The 18,811-nt window shown below is 45.0% G+C and carries 16 protein-coding genes; 13 read left to right on the top strand and 3 right to left on the bottom strand.

The genetic code is table 11. The features are described 5' to 3' along the window. Positions 1 to 16: 16 nt before the first annotated feature. The 4 genes from dtd to R3O62_RS05190 all read left to right on the top strand — a co-directional run bounded on the left by dtd (position 17) and on the right by R3O62_RS05190 (position 2,804). A complete protein-coding gene (gene dtd, locus R3O62_RS05205) occupies positions 17 to 469 on the top strand; it encodes a D-aminoacyl-tRNA deacylase (RefSeq protein WP_005779633.1) in 453 nt (150 codons plus the stop codon). Next, positions 469 to 807, top strand: a complete 339-nt coding sequence (locus R3O62_RS05200) for a nucleotide pyrophosphohydrolase (RefSeq protein WP_005779634.1) — start codon at positions 469 to 471, stop codon at positions 805 to 807. Before dtd ends, R3O62_RS05200 begins: the two co-directional genes overlap by 1 nt. Beyond that, positions 794 to 1,696: a deoxyribose-phosphate aldolase gene (deoC, locus tag R3O62_RS05195; RefSeq protein WP_186993242.1), complete on the top strand. Its 903-nt coding sequence runs from the start codon at positions 794 to 796 to the stop codon at positions 1,694 to 1,696. The genes R3O62_RS05200 and deoC overlap by 14 nt, the downstream gene beginning before the upstream one ends. Before the next feature lie 400 nt (positions 1,697 to 2,096). Further along, the gene (locus tag R3O62_RS05190) at positions 2,097 to 2,804 is read left to right on the top strand and encodes a DUF1266 domain-containing protein (protein ID WP_005779637.1); all 708 of its coding nucleotides are present in this window, start codon (positions 2,097 to 2,099) and stop codon (positions 2,802 to 2,804) included. A gap of 5 nt (positions 2,805 to 2,809) precedes the next feature. Here R3O62_RS05190 and R3O62_RS05185 read toward each other — a convergent pair whose 3' ends face one another. Next, a complete protein-coding gene (locus R3O62_RS05185; protein WP_022011643.1) occupies positions 2,810 to 3,784 on the bottom strand; it encodes a polyprenyl synthetase family protein in 975 nt (324 codons plus the stop codon). Positions 3,785 to 3,869: 85 nt separating this feature from the next. Here R3O62_RS05185 and polA point away from each other — a divergent pair, with 85 nt between their 5' ends. After that, a complete protein-coding gene (polA, locus tag R3O62_RS05180; RefSeq protein ID WP_269110223.1) occupies positions 3,870 to 6,677 on the top strand; it encodes a DNA polymerase I in 2,808 nt (935 codons plus the stop codon). A gap of 269 nt (positions 6,678 to 6,946) precedes the next feature. Beyond that, on the top strand, positions 6,947 to 7,342 hold the full coding sequence (locus R3O62_RS05175; RefSeq protein WP_005779642.1) for a DUF3836 domain-containing protein: 396 nt from the start codon (positions 6,947 to 6,949) through the stop codon (positions 7,340 to 7,342). 373 nt (positions 7,343 to 7,715) lie between these two features. On the opposite strand, the gene R3O62_RS05170 is transcribed toward R3O62_RS05175, so the two are convergent. After that, on the bottom strand, positions 7,716 to 8,471 hold the full coding sequence (locus R3O62_RS05170; protein WP_005779643.1) for a LytR/AlgR family response regulator transcription factor: 756 nt from the start codon (positions 8,469 to 8,471) through the stop codon (positions 7,716 to 7,718). Between the two features lie 11 nt (positions 8,472 to 8,482). Beyond that, the gene (locus R3O62_RS05165; RefSeq protein ID WP_032530757.1) at positions 8,483 to 10,513 is read right to left on the bottom strand and encodes a tetratricopeptide repeat-containing sensor histidine kinase; all 2,031 of its coding nucleotides are present in this window, start codon (positions 10,511 to 10,513) and stop codon (positions 8,483 to 8,485) included. A 126-nt stretch (positions 10,514 to 10,639) separates the two neighbouring features. On the opposite strand from R3O62_RS05165, the gene R3O62_RS05160 reads away from it, so the two are divergent. The 7 genes from R3O62_RS05160 (at position 10,640) to mnmD (ending at position 18,798) form a co-directional block, all read left to right on the top strand. After that, positions 10,640 to 11,539 carry a serine O-acetyltransferase gene (locus R3O62_RS05160; protein ID WP_005779645.1) on the top strand — a complete coding sequence of 300 codons (900 nt, stop codon included), beginning with the start codon at positions 10,640 to 10,642 and terminating at the stop codon, positions 11,537 to 11,539. Between the two features lie 76 nt (positions 11,540 to 11,615). Then, complete coding sequence (locus tag R3O62_RS05155) at positions 11,616 to 12,956, top strand: THUMP domain-containing class I SAM-dependent RNA methyltransferase (RefSeq protein ID WP_005822583.1); 1,341 nt, start codon at positions 11,616 to 11,618, stop codon at positions 12,954 to 12,956. A gap of 162 nt (positions 12,957 to 13,118) precedes the next feature. Then, complete coding sequence (locus tag R3O62_RS05150; RefSeq protein WP_317472471.1) at positions 13,119 to 15,263, top strand: S9 family peptidase; 2,145 nt, start codon at positions 13,119 to 13,121, stop codon at positions 15,261 to 15,263. Positions 15,264 to 15,285: 22 nt separating this feature from the next. Continuing rightward, positions 15,286 to 16,560, top strand: a complete 1,275-nt coding sequence (purD, locus tag R3O62_RS05145) for a phosphoribosylamine--glycine ligase (protein WP_022011637.1) — start codon at positions 15,286 to 15,288, stop codon at positions 16,558 to 16,560. Further along, positions 16,560 to 17,552, top strand: coding sequence for a hypothetical protein (locus R3O62_RS05140; RefSeq protein WP_005822576.1), 993 nt, complete (start codon positions 16,560 to 16,562; stop codon positions 17,550 to 17,552). Before purD ends, R3O62_RS05140 begins: the two co-directional genes overlap by 1 nt. Next, a complete protein-coding gene (locus tag R3O62_RS05135) occupies positions 17,537 to 18,013 on the top strand; it encodes a YqaA family protein (protein WP_005779653.1) in 477 nt (158 codons plus the stop codon). The genes R3O62_RS05140 and R3O62_RS05135 overlap by 16 nt, the downstream gene beginning before the upstream one ends. An 11-nt stretch (positions 18,014 to 18,024) precedes the next feature. Further along, positions 18,025 to 18,798 carry a tRNA (5-methylaminomethyl-2-thiouridine)(34)-methyltransferase MnmD gene (gene mnmD, locus R3O62_RS05130; protein WP_317472462.1) on the top strand — a complete coding sequence of 258 codons (774 nt, stop codon included), beginning with the start codon at positions 18,025 to 18,027 and terminating at the stop codon, positions 18,796 to 18,798. The last annotated feature ends 13 nt before the right edge of the window (positions 18,799 to 18,811 follow it).

Raw genomic sequence — 18,811 nt, 5'->3', positions numbered from 1 at the left:
AAGCAATATAATTCGAATGAGAGTAGTTATACAACGCGTCAGCCACGCTTCAGTCACAATTGACGGACACTGTAAATCCGCAATTCGGGAAGGAATGATGATTCTGACAGGTATTGAAGATACGGACGGACAGGAGGATATTGACTGGCTATGCAAGAAAATCGTAAATCTCCGCATCTTTGATGACGAAAACGGAGTTATGAATAAATCAATCTTAGATGCAGGAGGTGATATATTGGTAATCAGTCAGTTTACGCTACACGCATCTACAAAAAAAGGAAACCGTCCATCCTATATTAAGGCCGCCAAACCGGAAATATCAATCCCGCTTTATGAACAATTCTGCAAAGATTTGAGTTGTGCATTAGGGAAGGAAGTGGGAACAGGAGAATTCGGAGCCGATATGAAAGTAGAATTATTGAACGATGGGCCTGTAACTATTTGTATTGATACCAAAAACAAGGAATAATGACATTAGAAGAAGCACAGAAAGCCGTCGATTCGTGGATACACGAATACGGTGTACGTTATTTCAGCGAACTGACCAATATGGCTGTTCTCACGGAAGAAGTAGGCGAATTGGCCCGCATTATGGCTCGCAAATATGGCGATCAATCTTTTAAGGAAGGCGAAAAAGACAACATCAGTGACGAAATAACAGACGTACTCTGGGTGCTCCTGTGTATCGCGAACCAAACCGGCGTAAACCTCACAGAGGCATTTGCACGAAATCTGGAAAAGAAAACTCAAAGAGATAATAAAAGACATATCAACAATCCAAAACTGAGAGAACATGGAAATGAATGATACTCCTCAAGACAAGTACCTGACCGCTCTGGCTAAGTACAACACGCAACTGAACGATGCTGACGTACAGGCTCAAGTTGCAGCATTAATCGATAAAAAAGTACCGGAGAACAATACGGAGGAGGTAAAAAAATTCCTTTTCAACTGTATTGATCTGACCACACTCAATACGACAGACAGCGATGAAAGTGTCATGAGATTCACTGAAAAAGTGAATCAGTTCGATAATGAATTTCCTGATCTGAAGAACGTTGCGGCAATCTGTGTATATCCTAATTTTGCACAGGTGGTAAAAGACACACTCGAGGTGGAAGGTGTAAATATCGCTTGCGTATCAGGAGGATTCCCCTCTTCGCAAACATTTACTGAAATAAAGATAGCAGAAACCGCAATGGCAGTGGCTGACGGAGCCGACGAAATAGATATCGTGATTCCTGTAGGGGCATTTCTAAACGGTGACTACGAAACGATGTGTGAAGAAATTATGGAGCTAAAGGAAACTTGTAAAGAGCATCATCTGAAAGTAATCCTTGAAACAGGTGCTCTAAAGACTGCCTCTAACATTAAAAAAGCTTCTATCCTATCGATGTATTCCGGAGCCGATTTCATCAAAACATCCACCGGAAAACAGCAACCAGCAGCAACTCCGGAAGCAGCTTATGTAATGTGCCAGGCCATCAAAGAATACCACGAACAAACCGGAAATAAAATAGGTTTTAAGCCGGCTGGCGGCATTAACAGCGTAAATGATGCCTTGACTTATTATACCATTGTAAAAGAGATATTAGGTGAAGAATGGCTCAGTAACAAACTGTTCCGTTTGGGAACCAGTCGTTTGGCAAATCTGCTCCTGTCTGAAATTAAAGGCGAAGAACTAAAATTCTTCTAAAGGCTACATTAGCAATCAAATATGTCATGCCGTGTCGTCCCCTTTATTAATGTGGGGTGACACGGTATTTTTATTTAAGAAAAACTAAAGTTACCTATAGAGAAGTCAGAAGATTTTTCTATCTTTGCGTTGATATTAGCCCACAGAGAATAGGCTAAATCATTGTATTAGAGAACGTTTCAATTATTATCTTTTTCCTGGAATTCGGCAAAATTCATGTTATGAAAGGTAATAAGCAAACGGGTCTCACGCACCTTCACGTATATACTCTTGTTATATATCGAACGGAGCGTGAGACTGTTGCTTGTATCATCATAACGGCTTGCCGAAGCCCCAGGAAAGATACAGAGCAACAGTTCTCACGCTTTTCGGTTAACAAAGAATTAAAATAAACAAGAGTATGACAGAACAGGCATTATTTCAACAATTCAACCGGAACCAACAAAGGGAGAGTTTAGACAAGGCAAAGGAAACCGGATTATTTATCAGTCTGATTCCAAGTCTGCAAGAGCATTTCTATGTAGATAGTCTGACAACAGGAGCAAACCAAGAAACCCTCTCTAAACTTCTTCAGAGAAGTCCAAGAATCAAAAACGAAACGGCTGTTATTGAAATGATTCACTTCCTGCATGATGAAGGCGACCGTACTTCATTCAGTATTCTCCTACCCTTTCTACTGTCAGAATATGCTCCCAAAGAACTGGAGGAAAAACTACGGGAGCGTTTTTTCGGCATTGAACTTTTCATACGAAAATGCAACAACCTACACAATTTTATCACTTGTACAAAAGCTGGTCAGGCTGTTGAAATCAAAGAAGAAGACTTAAAAAAAGGGGTATTAGCATGGGATATGGGAAGAATGGTATGTCTGGTACGGATAGCCTACGATACCGGATATATTAATGAAGACCTTGCGTGGAATTATATTTGTTCGGCGGGCCAACAATGTATGCAAGCTTTTAGCAATTGGACTGAAGTAGGAAAAAGTTTCCTTTTGGGACAAGCAATGGAGGCTTCTGAAAAAGAAAAACAGGAAAGAAATATTAGCCTCTACCGAAAAGCGACAGAAGATGAAGAAAGCCCATGGAAAAAAAGAACACTGAAATAAAAAAGTTATTTATCTCGATCAACGACATAATCCACATATGTAATCAGGGCAGTCTTTACTGCCGAATCCGGGAGTATACGCAGTAAATCAAGAGCGCGTTCTTTATATTCGTACATTACTTTTATGGCATACTCTATCCCTCCGTTTTGTTTGATAAACTCAATCAAACGGGCTATTTCGTCTACTGTAGCCGTACCATCCTTCACTTTGAGAGCCATTTCCTGCGCCCATGCATCATTAGTAGTATTAAGTACATACAATGCGGGTAAAGTCAACTTACCCTCCAGCATATCGTTTCCGGTAGGTTTACCAATCTCTTTACTCTCAAAATAATCGAAAATATCATCTTTTATCTGGAAGCAGATTCCAATATTTTCGCCAAAAAGACGCGCAAATTCAGCCTTTTCATCGGTTATTTCTACCGAAAGCGCTGCAGCCTTGGTACATGCTGCAAAAAGAGCAGCTGTCTTCTTGCGGATAACATCAAAATAAATCGTTTCGGAATATTCCCGGTTACTGACATTGGAAAGTTGCAGTATTTCTCCTTCTGCCAGATCTTGTCCTAAACATGCTACCACACCGATAATATCATGGTTGCGAGTGCGCTCGGCATGTACCAGACTCGTTGCCAAAAGAAAATCCCCCACCAATACCGCTACTTTATTATTAAAAATAGCATTTACTGACAGTTGACCACGACGTTCCGTGCTTTCGTCCACTACATCATCATGCACCAGACTTGCCGTATGAAGAAGTTCAAGGGATACAGCTGCATGTAAAGTAGCAGGCTTTATTTCTCCATAAAGCTTTGCTACAAGCAACACAAGAATAGGGCGCATCATCTTACCATTCCTCTGCCGGATGTGAGCAATCACATTATTAAGCAAAAGATTTGAACTGGACAGAGAACTATCAAACAGATTTTTGAAATCTTCCAGCTCCGTAGTAATCGGGGACTTTATTAAAGATAAGCTATCCATGCACACACTATTTGAGCACAAAAGTAATAATAAAACGGTTAATACGGTATTTTTTTGTACTTTTACCATGAAAAAACTGAAAAATATGAATCAAAACAGCAAACTGTTCCTCTTAGATGCTTATGCTCTTATATATCGGGCGTACTATGCGTTCATAAAAAATCCCCGCATTAATTCCAAGGGATTTAATACATCGGCCATACTGGGATTCGTTAACACTCTGGAAGAAGTATTGAAGAAAGAGAACCCCACTCACATCGGAGTTGCATTCGACCCATCAGGCCCCACGTTCCGCCACGAAGCTTTTGAGCAATACAAAGCCCAACGCGAAGAAACTCCGGAAGCAATCCGCCTTTCCGTACCTATTATAAAAGATATCATCAGAGCTTACCGAATTCCCATCCTCGAAGTGTCGGGATACGAAGCAGATGACGTAATCGGGACTTTGGCAACAGAAGCCGGGAAACAGGGTATCACCACTTACATGATGACTCCCGACAAAGATTATGGTCAACTGGTAACAGATCATGTATTCATGTATCGCCCCAAATATGGAGATAAGGAATTTGAGGTAATGGGGATAGAACAAGTAAAAGCTAAATTCGATATCCAATCTCCGGCACAGGTTATCGATATGCTCGGACTGATGGGTGACTCCTCCGATAATATTCCGGGATGCCCGGGAGTAGGAGAAAAAACAGCTCAGAAATTAATTGCTGAGTTTGGCAGCATTGAAAATCTCCTTGAACATACCGATCAGTTGAAGGGAGCATTGAAGACAAAAGTTGAAACGAACCGGGAAATGATCATTTTCTCAAAGTTCCTGGCAACAATTAAAATAGATGTACCGATCCAACTCGACATGAATTCACTTGTCCGCGAACAAGCAGACGAAGAAGCACTCCGCAAAATCTTTGAGGAGCTGGAATTTCGTACATTGATGGAACGGATATTCAAAAAAGAATCATCACCGTCCCCCTCTCCTGCCGGACCACTGTTTAGTCAAGAAAATAGTCCCATTCAAGGTAATCTATTCGAAGAATTTACGCCCGACACTCCAACTGAAGAGAAAAAATCAAATCTGGAAAGCTTAAATTCATTAACCTACGACTATCAACTCATTGATACTGAATCAAAAAGACAGGAAATAATTAAAAAATTGCTGACATCAAAAATTCTTGCGTTAGATACGGAAACAACCGGAACAGATCCGATGGATGCAGAGTTGGTCGGAATGAGCTTTAGTATCGCCGAAAATCAGGCATTTTATATTCCGGTACCAGCGGGACGAGAAGAAGCGACTAAAATCGTTCAGGAATTTGAATCTGTTTTCAAAAACGATAAGTCACTCAAGGTTGGACAAAACATAAAGTATGATATGCTCGTTCTTCAGAACTATGGCATTGAAATCCGAGGCAGACTCTTTGATACCATGGTGGCACATTATGTACTCCAACCGGAGCTTCGGCATAACATGGACTATCTGGCAGAAATTTACCTGCATTATCAGACGATCCATATTGAAGAGTTAATTGGGCCGAGAGGAAAAGGACAAAAAAACATGCGCGACCTCTCTCCCAAAGATGTTTATCTGTATGCCTGTGAAGATGCAGATGTCACGCTTAAGCTAAAAAATATCCTGGAACAGGAATTAAAGAAGAATGATGCTGAGAAATTATTTTATGAAATAGAAATGCCTCTTGTTCCCGTTCTTGTCAATATCGAAAGCAACGGAGTCCGTTTAGATACGGAAGCATTGAAACAATCGTCAGAGCACTTCACCACAAGATTACAGAGTATCGAAAAAGAGATCTATAACCTCGCCGGAGAAGAATTCAACATTGCATCCCCCAAACAGGTAGGAGAAATACTGTTCGATAAATTGAAAATAGTAGAAAAAGCTAAAAAAACAAAGACCGGACAGTACGTCACCTCAGAAGAGGTCTTAGAAAGCTTACGCAACAAACATGATGTTATCGGTAAAATACTGGAATACCGAGGGCTAAAGAAACTATTAAGCACTTACATTGATGCTCTTCCACAACTGATCAATCCAAGAACAGGCCGCATACATACCTCATTCAATCAAACTGTTACTGCAACAGGAAGACTCAGTTCCAGTAACCCTAATCTGCAAAACATTCCGATCCGGGACGAAGATGGCAAAGAAATCCGTAAAGCCTTTATTCCCGATGACGGTTGCAGCTTCTTTTCCGCCGACTATTCACAGATTGAATTACGTATAATGGCGCACTTGAGCAAAGATAAAAACATGATTGATGCTTTTCTCAGCGGCTATGATATTCATGCTGCTACAGCGGCTAAGATCTATAAAGTAGATATAAAGGAGGTAACTGCAGACATGCGGCGTAAAGCCAAGACTGCCAACTTCGGCATCATTTATGGTATTTCCGTTTTCGGTTTGGCCGAACGTATGAATGTAGACCGCAAAGAAGCCAAAGAACTGATAGACGGTTATTTTGAAACTTATCCGCAAGTAAAAGCCTACATGGACAAAAGTATTCAAGTGGCGCGTGAACACGGCTATGTTGAAACCATTTTCCATCGCAAACGCTTCCTGCCGGATATCAACTCACGCAATGCGGTAGTGCGGGGATATGCAGAACGCAATGCAATCAATGCTCCGATACAGGGAAGTGCAGCGGACATAATCAAAGTTGCTATGGCCCGTATTTATGAACGTTTTAAAGCTGAAGGCTTGAAAGCTAAAATGATTTTGCAAGTACACGATGAACTGAACTTCAGTGTACCGGTAAAAGAAAAAGAGATAGTAGAGCAAGTGGTTATTGAAGAAATGGAGAAAGCCTATCGTATGCATGTCCCTTTAAAAGCAGATTGCGGATGGGGTACAAACTGGCTGCAAGCACATTGATAACAATCATTAACCATTCATTCAGAAAGCTACTTAAAAAGCATCTAAAAATACTTACTGTTTATATAAATATCCGGCAAACTACCTGCCGGATATCTTTTTTCTATTAAATGGATCAAAAAGTAATCTCAACCGGAAGCCAACAATTGACAATATGATAAAAAACTTCGGGTTTTATGCATTTATATCCGTTTTATATGTAACTTTGTCGCCGTTAAAACCAACTAACATTGGAAATTTGACAATTCAAAGACTTAAAAACAGATATCATGAAAACAACAGGATTTTTAAAAACAGCAGTATTATCAGCAGTTCTTTTAGTAAGCAGCATTACAGTTTGTGCACGGAACTATGATAACAATCTTATTTATAACTCTGAAGAAGAAAACGGCATGCTTGTAGGACAAACCGTTTATAAAATGGAAGGTTCTTCTTTGGCCAATTACATGAAATACAACTATAAATACGATACCAATAAACGTATGATTGAAAGTCAGACCATGAAATGGAACAGCTATAAAAATAACTGGGAAAATGATCTGCTCGTTCGCTATACATACGAAGGCAAAACTGTTACTACAAACTATTATAAATGGAATAACCGGAAACAAGAATTTATACTGGCTCCGGAAATGACTGTTACAATGGATAACCCTAATCTATAGTTCTCCAATACTTTACTCTCTTAAAGATCTAACACAATACATACTCTGAAAAGACCGTTGCAGTAGCTTCGGTCTTTTTTTTGTGTCACGTGAAACATAAAAGAGTAAATCAAAGAAATGACCTTTAAAAGTACCCCGACAAAATAGCCGGAGTTTTTTCACAAAAAGCTCCGGCTTTACCCAACCAGTCAACTATCAAGAGAATTGTTTAATTGTTTAATACTGTTCATCTCAGTATTTTTTAAGAGTAATCGTACCTCACAAAGATACAAGCAAAGAGAGAGTACAACAACTCCTCTTTATCTAAAAATAGGATATATGGTTGCAGACAAGGTATAAATGGCAAAATAAAAGCTTATCTGACAGAAAAACCTTAAATTATACAGAAGCGTTCTTGCAACTCCTTCAAAAATCCCCGTGAAATAACTAAGTCCTCTTTATCACTAAAAGGAGGATAAAGCAGGCACTGCTTACTTTTAATCATTGCCAAATAATTGATGTTGATTATAGCCGACTGGCTGATCTGTACGAATGCATCGGAGTAACCGGTTATATCCCCAGCCGTTGTATTTTTCTTCAAACAAAGCTTTGTTTGATTAAAAAGCTCCACTTGCCACAAGCGCTTATCTTTCAAATATTCAAAATATCCTATTTCTTCAAGACGGAGAAATCTGAAACCTGTCACTGTACTGATCATAAATAGATCCCTACCGGGAATTAAAGTACCGACAGCAGAAGAGAAAGAGGGAATGGGTTGGGCAGCAGCCATTGTTTTACGGTAACGCTCAATAATCAAGTTCAGTTCTTCAGTATCATAAGGTTTCAGCAAATAATCGAAGGCTGACTCACGCAGAGCCTGCAGCAAATATTTATCATAAGCAGTATAGAAAACGACTTTCATGTCCCACAAGACCTGCTCACGAATCTCACTAAGCAAACGGATTCCTTGAATATCAGGCAATTCTATATCCAGGAACAAAAGGTCAGGATGTATATCCATGATAAGCTTCTTCCCTTTTGCCCCATTGCCGGCTGTCCCTTTTATCTCCAGATCAGCCTGCATTTCCAGATCCCGACGCAAAGCCTCAATAGCAGCCTTCTCATCATCTATAATAATCACCTTATACATATTTCCTATCTTTATAAATTGTAAGAATAGCCAAATGGTATATAGACTAAAACCTGTGTTCCGGTCTGCCCATTATTCGCCAGATTTTTTATCTCGAAACATATCTTCTCTCGATTTTTATCATTCAATAGCTGAATGGTCTGATAAAGTACCTTCAACCCTGTTCCTGTCCCACGCGCAGATGACATAGTTTGTGGTGAATATCCACGCCCATTATCACAAATATCAACCAATATACCATTGCCTCTCCGGCAGACTGATATGCGGAGCGACTTTAAACCTTCGATTCCGGCCAGCCCATGTTTTAATGCATTCTCTACCGGTATCTGTACAATCATTGAGGGGATGATCACTTGTTGAATATCCAAGCCCCCTTCGATCTTTATATCCATTGAAAAATCATCTCCGAGCCGTCCCTGCTCCAGACGAATATAGGTTTTCACAAATTCCAGTTCATCATAAAGAGAAACGCTAAGTTTCTCCGTAAACTCCAAACTCTTACGAAGCAGCCTGACCAGCTCCGTAAGATCATCACACAAAGCCCCGTCACCCTTAAACTGACTAATCTCACGATTCAGCACATTAAATGTAAAATGGGGTGAAATACGGTTTCGAATATTCTCCATGCGAAGACGCCCGATCTGATTGATATGCCGTTCCTGAAGAAACATACGCTTCTTCTTCATATACCAATAAATACATCCTGCCACGACAACAGATACAATACAAACCAAAGCCCATATATATGCTGTCAGTTTCAGTTCCTTCATCTCCCCTCTTTGCTTCTCAATCACCAACTCTCTACGCATCACAATCGTATCCTGCCGATAACGCATATCCAATTCTGCAACGCGAGTACGAACCCGTTCATTGCGAATAGAATCATTAAGTTGAAGATCGTATTTCTGATATTCATAAGCCTTTTTATAATCCCCTACCCGTTCGTAATAATGCTGAAGGTAGTGATTACGTATGTTTATCATATTGGCATCTATATGTCCATAATTGGCCGAACGTTTGATAATTTGTCCGGCAAGAGCCACATTCCCCTTTTTAAGTGCAAGCTCAATCATTTGTGTCTCTATGTAATAGAGCGCCGATTGATTCCCGATTTCGGAGAAGAATCTATAACTTTCGTCCAGATATAGTTGCGCTGAGTCCAGTTTATTGGTTATCACATAAAGCTCACCGAGATTTGCCTTACAAAGATTCTGCTCAAAAACCATTTGCGGATAAGACTCTACCACATCCAATGCACGACTGATGTAACAGACAGCCTGGGGGTAATCTTTCTTATAATAAAAATGATTTCCCCGGTTATTCAGATAAGTCCATTTCTCAGAAACGCTCATCCGGTCAAAAAAAGCCCCGGCCAACTCATAATAATGATTGGAAAGTTCAAAGTCGCGCAATTCCATGTATGTCTGTCCGAGACCATAATAAACCGGAAACTTATTACGATCCGGTAATCCGAGGGAATCACAAAGAAACAAGGCCCGGCGATAGTAATACGCAGCATACGTATAATCTCCTTTATGAACATTGGCATCAGCCAGATTTATGCATAAGTCCGGCAGATAGTCCGGCTCCTTTCCCTGTAACCTTTCTTTGTATGCTTTTTCATAGGAGATGATTGCAGAGTCGGGCTGAGTACGCTGCATCAGAACGTTACCCTCTATATTATAAACGGTAGAAAGCAAATCATGTACCTCCGGTGAAGGTGTAACCTTGTCGCAAAAACGCTTAATAAACTGGTTATAATACAGGATTGAATCAAAATCCGCCGTAACAAAATAAGATTTGGAATAGAATGATAAAAGACGGTAATAGGATAGGCTGTCAGAGGTGCCCGATAAGGCTTGTCGCAACAGATGACGTGAATATTGAGTATTGGTAAACAATGAATCCTGGGCGCACCGTTCCACAGAGTCCGGACTCATGCCCGGAAAAGCTAAATCAGAATGGCTTGTGTTTTGTTTACAGCCCGTTAACAGTAATAACAAACAAAAAAATACAATTGCCCGGTTTGTTTTATGCCTCATTGTTTTGATTTCACGTGTAATACCCAACAAAAATACATCCTTTTTTTAAATTCGATAACAAACGAACTACTTTTTATGCGCAATTATTCATATCTTTGTAGCCAATATAATTAGAATAGCCTCATAATGAGTCCACTGAACTTCACTCACATCCTGACACAAACAGTCGATGAGCTATCGGAAAGCGAATCATACAAAGGACTGTTTCACCAACATAAAGACGGTGAGCCATTGCCCTCGCCACGGGTATTGTGCGATGTTATCGAATTAGCGCGCTCCATTCTCTTCCCGGGATATTACGGAAACTCAACAGTCAACAGCCGCACTATCAACTACCATATCGGTGTCAATGTAGAAAAACTGTTCAATCTGCTCACAGAGCAAATTCTTGCCGGATTGTGTTTTGGCAATGGTGACCAATGCAATGAATGCACCGAGTCGAAACGTGAAGAAGCGGCTCGTCTGGCGGCTAAGTTCATCAGTAAACTCCCCCATCTGCGTCGTGTTTTGGCCACAGATGTGGAAGCAGCCTACAATGGTGACCCTGCCGCACAAAGTTTCGGTGAAGTGATCTTCTGCTATCCCGCCATTAAAGCGATCAGCAACTATCGCATCGCACACGAACTCCTGGAATTAGGAGTACCGCTAATTCCGCGTATCATTACCGAAATGGCACACAGTGAAACCGGAATCGATATACATCCGGGTGCAAGAATCGGCACACATTTCACCATTGACCACGGTACCGGTGTGGTGATCGGAGCCACAAGTATCATTGGCAATAACGTGAAACTCTATCAGGGAGTGACACTGGGTGCAAGAAGCTTCCCCCTGGATGCTGACGGCAAACCGATTAAAGGTATTCCACGCCACCCCATTCTGGAAGACAATGTGATCGTCTACTCCAACGCTACCATTCTGGGGCGGATTACCATCGGACGTGACGCCACCGTAGGCGGTAATATTTGGGTAACCGAAAACATACCGGCAGGAGCCAGAATCGTACAGACAAAAGCAAAAAAATAATATAATTAACAACATTAAAACGCCGGTCGCACGGTCCATAACCGGAGCATTAACACACTGGCATGCTATCCATTTTATGAGCGAACAATTTGAAATGATTGCCAAAACCTTTCAGGGACTGGAAGAGATACTGGCAGGGGAATTGACAACACTTGGAGCAAACGACGTACAAATAGGACGCCGTATGGTTTCTTTTACCGGTGACAAAGAGATGATGTACAAAGCAAATTTCTGCCTGCGTACTGCAATCCGTATTCTAAAACCCATCAAGCACTTCACCGCAAAAGATGCTGACGCTGTTTACGAACAGATCAAAGCCATTCGCTGGGAAGAGATCTTGGATGTAGACAAGACTTTTGCCGTTGACGCAGTAGTATTCAGCGATGAATTCCGTCATTCCAAGTTCGTCTCTTACAAAGTAAAAGATGCCATTGTCGACTATTTCCGCGAATTGAACGGAAAGCGTCCTTCTGTACGCATCAGCAAGCCGGATGTACTACTGAACATCCACATTGCACAGACCACCTGTACCCTCTCACTCGACTCTTCGGGTGAATCACTTCACCGGAGAGGTTATCGCCAGGAAGCTGTAGAAGCTCCATTGAACGAGGTTCTGGCAGCCGGGATGGTTTTAATGACGGGATGGAAAGGCGAGTGCGACCTGATTGACCCAATGTGTGGTTCGGGTACTATTCCCATCGAGGCGGCTTTAATTGCGCGTAATATTGCCCCGGGAGTGTTCCGAAAAGAATTTGCTTTTGAAAAATGGGGAGACTTCAATCAGGATCTGTTCGACCGGATATACAACGATGACAGCCAGGAACGTGAGTTCACTCATAAGATATATGGTTACGACAATAACCCGAAAGCCAATGAGATAGCAACCCATAATGTAAAGGCAGCGGGAGTATCGAAAGACATTATCCTGAAATTGCAACCATTCCAGCAATTTGAACAACCGGCTGAAAAGTCGATTATCATAACCAATCCCCCTTACGGAGAACGTATCTCGACCAACGACCTTCTGGGACTGTATAATATGATCGGCGAACGCCTCAAACATGCTTTTGTCGGAAACGATGCATGGATACTGTCTTACCGTGAAGAATGCTTCGACCAGATCGGACTGAAACCGAGTATAAAAACCCCGTTATTCAATGGTCCCCTGGAGTGTGAGTTCCGCAAATACCAGATCTTCGACGGTAAATATAAGGAATTCAAGGGTCAGGAAAGTGGTGATGAAAACAGCGAACGTGCTCCAAGAGAAAGAAGAGAATTCAAGCCACGCCGGGAAGAAGGCGGATTCAGAGGGGAAAGAAGACCGCGTGAAGAACGTAGTTCGGGATATGGAGACAGAAAACCGAGAGAATTCAAAGGGAATCGTGAGCCAAGAATCGAGAAACCTCAGGAAGACTAAGCTATTTCCCGACAGAAGCCTGTAAATGGATGAATCGGCTGCCATCCGGCTCTTCGTACCTGAGCACATCGTTCTTGCCCGGATAAGCGCTGTCATCCAGTCAAGAACGACGAACTTGGGCAGAGTACAAATCAAAGGATCTAAATAATGATAAAGCAAATCATGAAAACCAACAGTAAACAAAAGAATGCTTTATTAGTAATGCTCTTATCTTTACTAATACCAAACGTTATGGCACAAGAACCCAAAACGCCGACCTTGGAAGACCTGATCCCAGGCGGAGCCACCTACCGTTCTGCTGAGAATCTGTTCGGCCTGCAATGGTGGGGCGATGAGTGTATCAAACCGGAAATAGAGGTAGTGTTCATGATAAATCCCAAAAACGGGAAGGAAACACCACTGACCACCCGTAATATAGTAAACAAGGCGTTAGAAGCCGGCAACCACGGTAAATTGCAACACTTCCACAATGTCAGCTTCCCATGGCCGAAGAAAAGCCTGATGCTGATCAGTCTGCCGGACAAATACATCGTTTACGATTTCGACTACCGCGAGATTATCAGTACGCGCCCAGTTCCCAAAGAAGGCGTCAACAGAGATTATCAGCCCGAAACGGGGCATGTGGCCTATACCATCGGCAATAATCTTTATGTAGACGACAAAGCCGTAACCAACGAACCGCAAGGCATCGTATGCGGCCAGGCTGTCCACCGCAGAGAATTCGGAATCAAAAAAGGGACCTTCTGGAGTCCTTCGGGCAACCTGCTCGCTTTCTACCGCATGGACGAAAGCATGGTGGCCCAATATCCTTTGGTTGACATCACCGCTCCCATTGCCGAAGTCAACAACATCCGTTACCCGATGGCGGGAATGACCAGCCACCAGGTGAAAGTGGGCATCTATAACCCTGCTACCGGAAAAAGCATCTATCTCAATGCCGGAGACCCGACCGACCGCTATTTTACCAATATCAGCTGGGCGCCGGATGAAAAGAGCCTCTACCTGATAGAACTGAACCGCGACCAGAATCATGCCAAGCTCTGCCAGTATAACGCCGAGACAGGCGACCTGATGGCTACTCTTTTTGAAGAGGAAAACGACAAGTATGTAGAACCTCAGGAACCGATTATTTTCCTGCCTTGGGACAGCAGCAAGTTTATCTACCAGAGCCAGAAAGACGGCTTCAGCCACCTCTACCTGTACGACACAAGCGGCAAGCAACTCCGCCAGTTGACCGAAGGCGAATGGCTGGTTAAAGAGGTGCTGGGTTTCGATGCCAAGAAGAAGGAGATTATCATAGCAAGCACGGAGTTCTCGCCCTTGCAGAGCAACCTGTTCCGCGTGGATATCAAAACCGGGGCACGTACTCCTCTGGGCAGTGGCGAAGGTGTGCACAGCGGCAAACTAAGCCCTTCGGGACGTTACCTGATTGACCAGTACAGTTCTCCAAGCGTCCCGCGCAGCATTAATATCCTTGACGTACAGAACGGTAAAAGTGTCAACCTGCTCACGGCAGCCGATCCCTTTGCAGGCTATAAGATGCCAAGCATCGAAACCGGTACCATCAAAGCGGCAGACGGCAAAACAGACCTGTATTACCGCCTGATCAAGCCGGCAGACTTCGATGCGAACAAGAAATATCCCGCCATCGTCTATGTATATGGCGGCCCCCATGCACAAATGGTCACCAACGGTTGGCAGAATGGGGCACGCGGCTGGGACATTTACATGGCGAACAAAGGCTACATCCTGTTTACCGTGGACGGACGCGGAAGCGACAACCGCGGACTCGACTTTGAGAACGTCACTTTCCGCCATCTGGGCATCGAAGAGGGAAGAGACCAGGTGAAAGGAGCCGAATTCCTGAAAAGCCTCCCTTACGTCGACGGAAACCGCATCGGAGTACACGGCTGGAGTTTTGGCGGACACATGACCACTGCCCTCCTCCTCCGCTATCCCGAGATCTTTAAAGTAGGTGTAGCCGGCGGTCCGGTCATCGACTGGGGATATTACGAAGTGATGTACGGCGAACGCTACATGGACACTCCGCAAAGCAACCCGAAAGGATACAAGGAGTGCAACCTGAAAAACCTGGCGGGTAACCTAAAGGGACATCTGATGATTATCCATGACGACCACGACGATACTTGCGTGCCGCAACACACCCTTTCGTTCATGAAAGCCTGCATCGACGCCCGCACGTATCCGGACCTCTTCATCTATCCGTGCCACAAGCACAATGTGTCGGGACGCGACCGTGTGCATCTGCATGAAAAGATAACCCGTTATTTCGAAGACTATTTATAAAGATATAAATCCTCAAAAAGACATGAAGATATTACTGTTAGGTTCGGGCGGCCGTGAACACGCCCTGGCATGGAAGATCGCCCAAAGCCCGAAAGTAGAAAAGCTGTTCATCGCGCCCGGCAATGCCGGAACCGCTGAAGTAGGCGAGAACGTAAACATCAAAGCAACCGATTTCGACTCTTTAGGAGCATTCGCGCTTGAAGAGAACATCGACATGATTGTAGTAGGGCCGGAAGACCCATTGGTAGAAGGTATCTACGACCGTTTCCAGAACAATCCCTGCCTGAAAGAGATTGCCGTCATCGGCCCGTCGAAGGAAGGAGCCAAGCTGGAAGGCAGCAAAGAGTTCGCCAAGGAATTCATGCAGCGCCACCACATACCGACAGCCCGCTACCGGAGCGTAACGGCCGATACACTGGACGAGGGACTGGCATTCCTCGAAACGCTCGAAGCCCCCTACGTGCTGAAAGCAGACGGACTTTGCGCCGGTAAAGGTGTACTGATCCTGCCTACCTTGGAAGAGGCTCAAAAAGAGCTGAAAGAGATGCTCGGCGGTATGTTCGGCAATGCCTCGGCAACGGTGGTCATCGAAGAGTTCCTGAGCGGCATCGAGTGCTCCGTATTTGTGCTGACGGACGGCGACCATTATAAGGTGTTGCCTGTGGCCAAAGACTACAAACGCATCGGTGAAGGAGACAAAGGGCTCAATACCGGCGGCATGGGCAGCGTGACTCCCGTCCCGTTTGCCGACGAGGTGTTTATGGAGAAGGTGCGCACCCGCATCATCGAACCGACCGTCAACGGACTGAAAGCCGAAGGCATCGTCTACAAAGGCTTCATCTTCCTGGGACTGATCAACGTAAAAGGCGAACCGATGGTGATTGAATACAACGTCCGCATGGGTGATCCCGAAACGGAAAGCGTGATGCTGCGCATACAAAGCGACCTGGTAGAATTGCTGGAAGGCGTGGCCGAAGGCAACCTCGACACCCGGTCACTCGTCATCGACCCGCGCACAGCCACTTGCGTGATGATGGTCAGCGGAGGATACCCCGAAGCCTACCGGAAAGGGTACGCCATCAGCGGACTGGAAGCAGCCCGGGCAACGGACAGCATCCTGTTCCACGCCGGAACAGCCATGAAGGACGGTCAGGTGGTGACCAGTGGCGGACGCGTGCTCGCCATCTGCTCTTACGGCAACGACAAGGCCGGGGCACTGGCACAATGCTACAAGGTGGCCGACATGATTGACTTTAAGGACAAGAACTATCGCCGCGACATCGGCTTCGATTTATAATGAGAAACCAAAGACTACAAGGCCGGATAACGGCGGGCAGATTCACACTGCCTGTCGTTATCTTTACGTGTATCGCCTGTTGGGTGCTGACCTCCTTTCTACTGCCCGGACTGGAGACGAAAGAGTCGGCCTACTCTCTATGGGATATCGTAAACATACCCGCATGGGCCAACCGCATTGTCAGCTTCCTGCTCTTTGCCGCCATCGGCTATTTCCTGATAGAGCTGAATAATACGTTTGCCATCATCCGCATGAGGGCATCCGTGCAGACATCGCTTTACTTTCTGCTCATCACGGCCTGTCCCGGCATGCACCTGCTCTATGCGGGCGACATTGCCGCCGTAGCCTTTCTCATCTCGCTTTATTTCCTGTTCAAGAGCTATCAGGACCCCCGGCCCGCCGGATACCTGTTCCACTCGTTCGCCTTTCTGAGCGCGGGCAGCATCGTGTTTCCGCAACTGACGTACTTCATCCCCATCTGGCTGTTGGGGGCATCCAACTTCCAGGCGCTCACGTTCCGCAGCTTCTGTGGGGCAATGACAGGCTGGAGCGTCCCTTACTGGTTCTTACTGGGACATGCGTTCTTCCACAACGAAATGGCGCTTTTCTATCAGCCGTTCGTCAACCTGATCAGCTTCCGGCCCATCGACTTCGGGCACGATTTCCGTTTGTGGGAAGTCGTCACGTTAGGCTATCTGTTCATCCTGTATGTGGTCAGCTCGGTGCATTGCATCGTGGCAGGATACGAGGATAAGATACGGACGCGCGCTTATCTGCATTTCCTTATTTTCCTCAACTTCTGCATCTTCCTGTTCATCGTGCTGCAACCCACCCTGAGCATGAATCTGCTTTCGCTGCTGCTGATTGGCGTCAGTATCCTGGTGGGACACCTGTTCGTACTGACCAACAGCCGGACGTCCAACCTCTTTTTCATCGGTTCGATGGTTGCCCTCATCGCCTTATTCTGCTTTAACATATGGACGCTTTTATAGAAACCGTTTCACAGATACTCATTGACTGGGGTTATCCCGGCCTGTTCATTTCGGCGCTGCTGGCCGGAAGCATCGTCCCATTCAGTTCGGAGATCGTACTGTTAGGGCTGGTGAAATTAGGGCTCGACCCTGCTCTCTGCCTCATTTCCGCTTCGTTAGGGAACACAGCCGGAGGGATGACGTGCTATTACATGGGGCGCCTGGGCAGAGTAGACTGGATTGAGAAATACTTCAAGGTCAAGAAGGAGAAGATAGACAAGATGCAGCGTTTCCTCCGGGGGAAAGGCGCCCTGATGGCTTTCTTTGCCTTCCTGCCGGCCATCGGCGAGGTGATATCGATGGCCTTAGGATTCATGCGGAGCAACGTGTGGCTGACCACCGCTTCGATGTTTGCCGGGAAACTGATACGTTACATCATCTTGCTGAAAGCGATGCAGGAAGCCCTGAACCTGGTTATGTAAAGAACTGAAAGATGGAAAGAATCATTGAATATACTGCCGACGGAAGTGCCACTCTCTTCGTTCCCGAACTGGACGAGCACTATCATTCCGTCAAAGGGGCCCTGACGGAGTCCTCGCATATCTTCATCGACATGGGGCTGAAGACTTCCGCCGCCCCCTCGCCCCGCATCCTCGAGATAGGGTTCGGAACGGGGCTGAACGCACTGCTCACACTGATCGAAGCGGAAAAGTCGGGCAGGCAGGTACACTATACAGGTATCGAGCTCTATCCCCTGCCGTGGGAAACGGTGGAGAAGCTCGGATATACTAACGGGGAACGGCAGGCGACCGGCGACGAACAGGCTGCGCAATGGATGAAGGCTCTCCATACATCGCCCTGGGGAGAAGACGTGCGGATCACTCCACATTTCACCCTGAGGAAGATACAGGGAGACTTCACAAGCATGGAGTGTCCGTCGCCGATCGCTGATCATTCACCGTCCATCGCTGATCATTCACCGCTATTCTCCCTTATCTACTTCGACGCTTTCGCGCCGGAGAAGCAGCCGGAGATGTGGACGCAAGAACTATTCGACCGCCTGTACGTTATGATGGAAAAGGACGGAATACTGACTACGTATTGCGCCAAAGGAGTGGTACGGAGGATGCTGCAGGCAGCAGGATTCACCGTGGAACGGCTTCCGGGCCCTCCGGGTGGCAAAAGGGAAATATTGAGGGCGAAGAAGATACCTCTCACCACGGAGGACACGGAGGACACAGAGAGCATTTTCCCTTTCATATCTTAAAAGCAAGAGATTA

Origin of the sequence: Bacteroides hominis (assembly GCF_033042785.2) — a bacterium.
Classification (GTDB): domain Bacteria; phylum Bacteroidota; class Bacteroidia; order Bacteroidales; family Bacteroidaceae; genus Bacteroides; species Bacteroides hominis.
Note: the sequence above shows the minus strand (reverse complement) of the source record. Positions and strands in the feature narration are given on the sequence as shown.

Bases quoted from the DNA above. Each gene is read 5' to 3' on its own strand.
- dtd (WP_005779633.1), top strand. From the start codon at position 17: ATGAGAGTAGTTATACAACGCGTCAGCCACGCTTCAGTCACAATTGAC.
- R3O62_RS05200 (WP_005779634.1), top strand. From the start codon at position 469: ATGACATTAGAAGAAGCACAGAAAGCCGTCGATTCGTGGATACACGAA.
- deoC (WP_186993242.1), top strand. From the start codon at position 794: ATGGAAATGAATGATACTCCTCAAGACAAGTACCTGACCGCTCTGGCT.
- R3O62_RS05190 (WP_005779637.1), top strand. From the start codon at position 2,097: ATGACAGAACAGGCATTATTTCAACAATTCAACCGGAACCAACAAAGG.
- R3O62_RS05185 (WP_022011643.1), bottom strand. From the start codon at position 3,784: ATGGATAGCTTATCTTTAATAAAGTCCCCGATTACTACGGAGCTGGAA.
- polA (WP_269110223.1), top strand. From the start codon at position 3,870: ATGAATCAAAACAGCAAACTGTTCCTCTTAGATGCTTATGCTCTTATA.
- R3O62_RS05175 (WP_005779642.1), top strand. From the start codon at position 6,947: ATGAAAACAACAGGATTTTTAAAAACAGCAGTATTATCAGCAGTTCTT.
- R3O62_RS05170 (WP_005779643.1), bottom strand. From the start codon at position 8,471: ATGTATAAGGTGATTATTATAGATGATGAGAAGGCTGCTATTGAGGCT.
- R3O62_RS05165 (WP_032530757.1), bottom strand. From the start codon at position 10,513: ATGAGGCATAAAACAAACCGGGCAATTGTATTTTTTTGTTTGTTATTA.
- R3O62_RS05160 (WP_005779645.1), top strand. From the start codon at position 10,640: ATGAGTCCACTGAACTTCACTCACATCCTGACACAAACAGTCGATGAG.
- R3O62_RS05155 (WP_005822583.1), top strand. From the start codon at position 11,616: ATGAGCGAACAATTTGAAATGATTGCCAAAACCTTTCAGGGACTGGAA.
- R3O62_RS05150 (WP_317472471.1), top strand. From the start codon at position 13,119: ATGAAAACCAACAGTAAACAAAAGAATGCTTTATTAGTAATGCTCTTA.
- purD (WP_022011637.1), top strand. From the start codon at position 15,286: ATGAAGATATTACTGTTAGGTTCGGGCGGCCGTGAACACGCCCTGGCA.
- R3O62_RS05140 (WP_005822576.1), top strand. From the start codon at position 16,560: ATGAGAAACCAAAGACTACAAGGCCGGATAACGGCGGGCAGATTCACA.
- R3O62_RS05135 (WP_005779653.1), top strand. From the start codon at position 17,537: ATGGACGCTTTTATAGAAACCGTTTCACAGATACTCATTGACTGGGGT.
- mnmD (WP_317472462.1), top strand. From the start codon at position 18,025: ATGGAAAGAATCATTGAATATACTGCCGACGGAAGTGCCACTCTCTTC.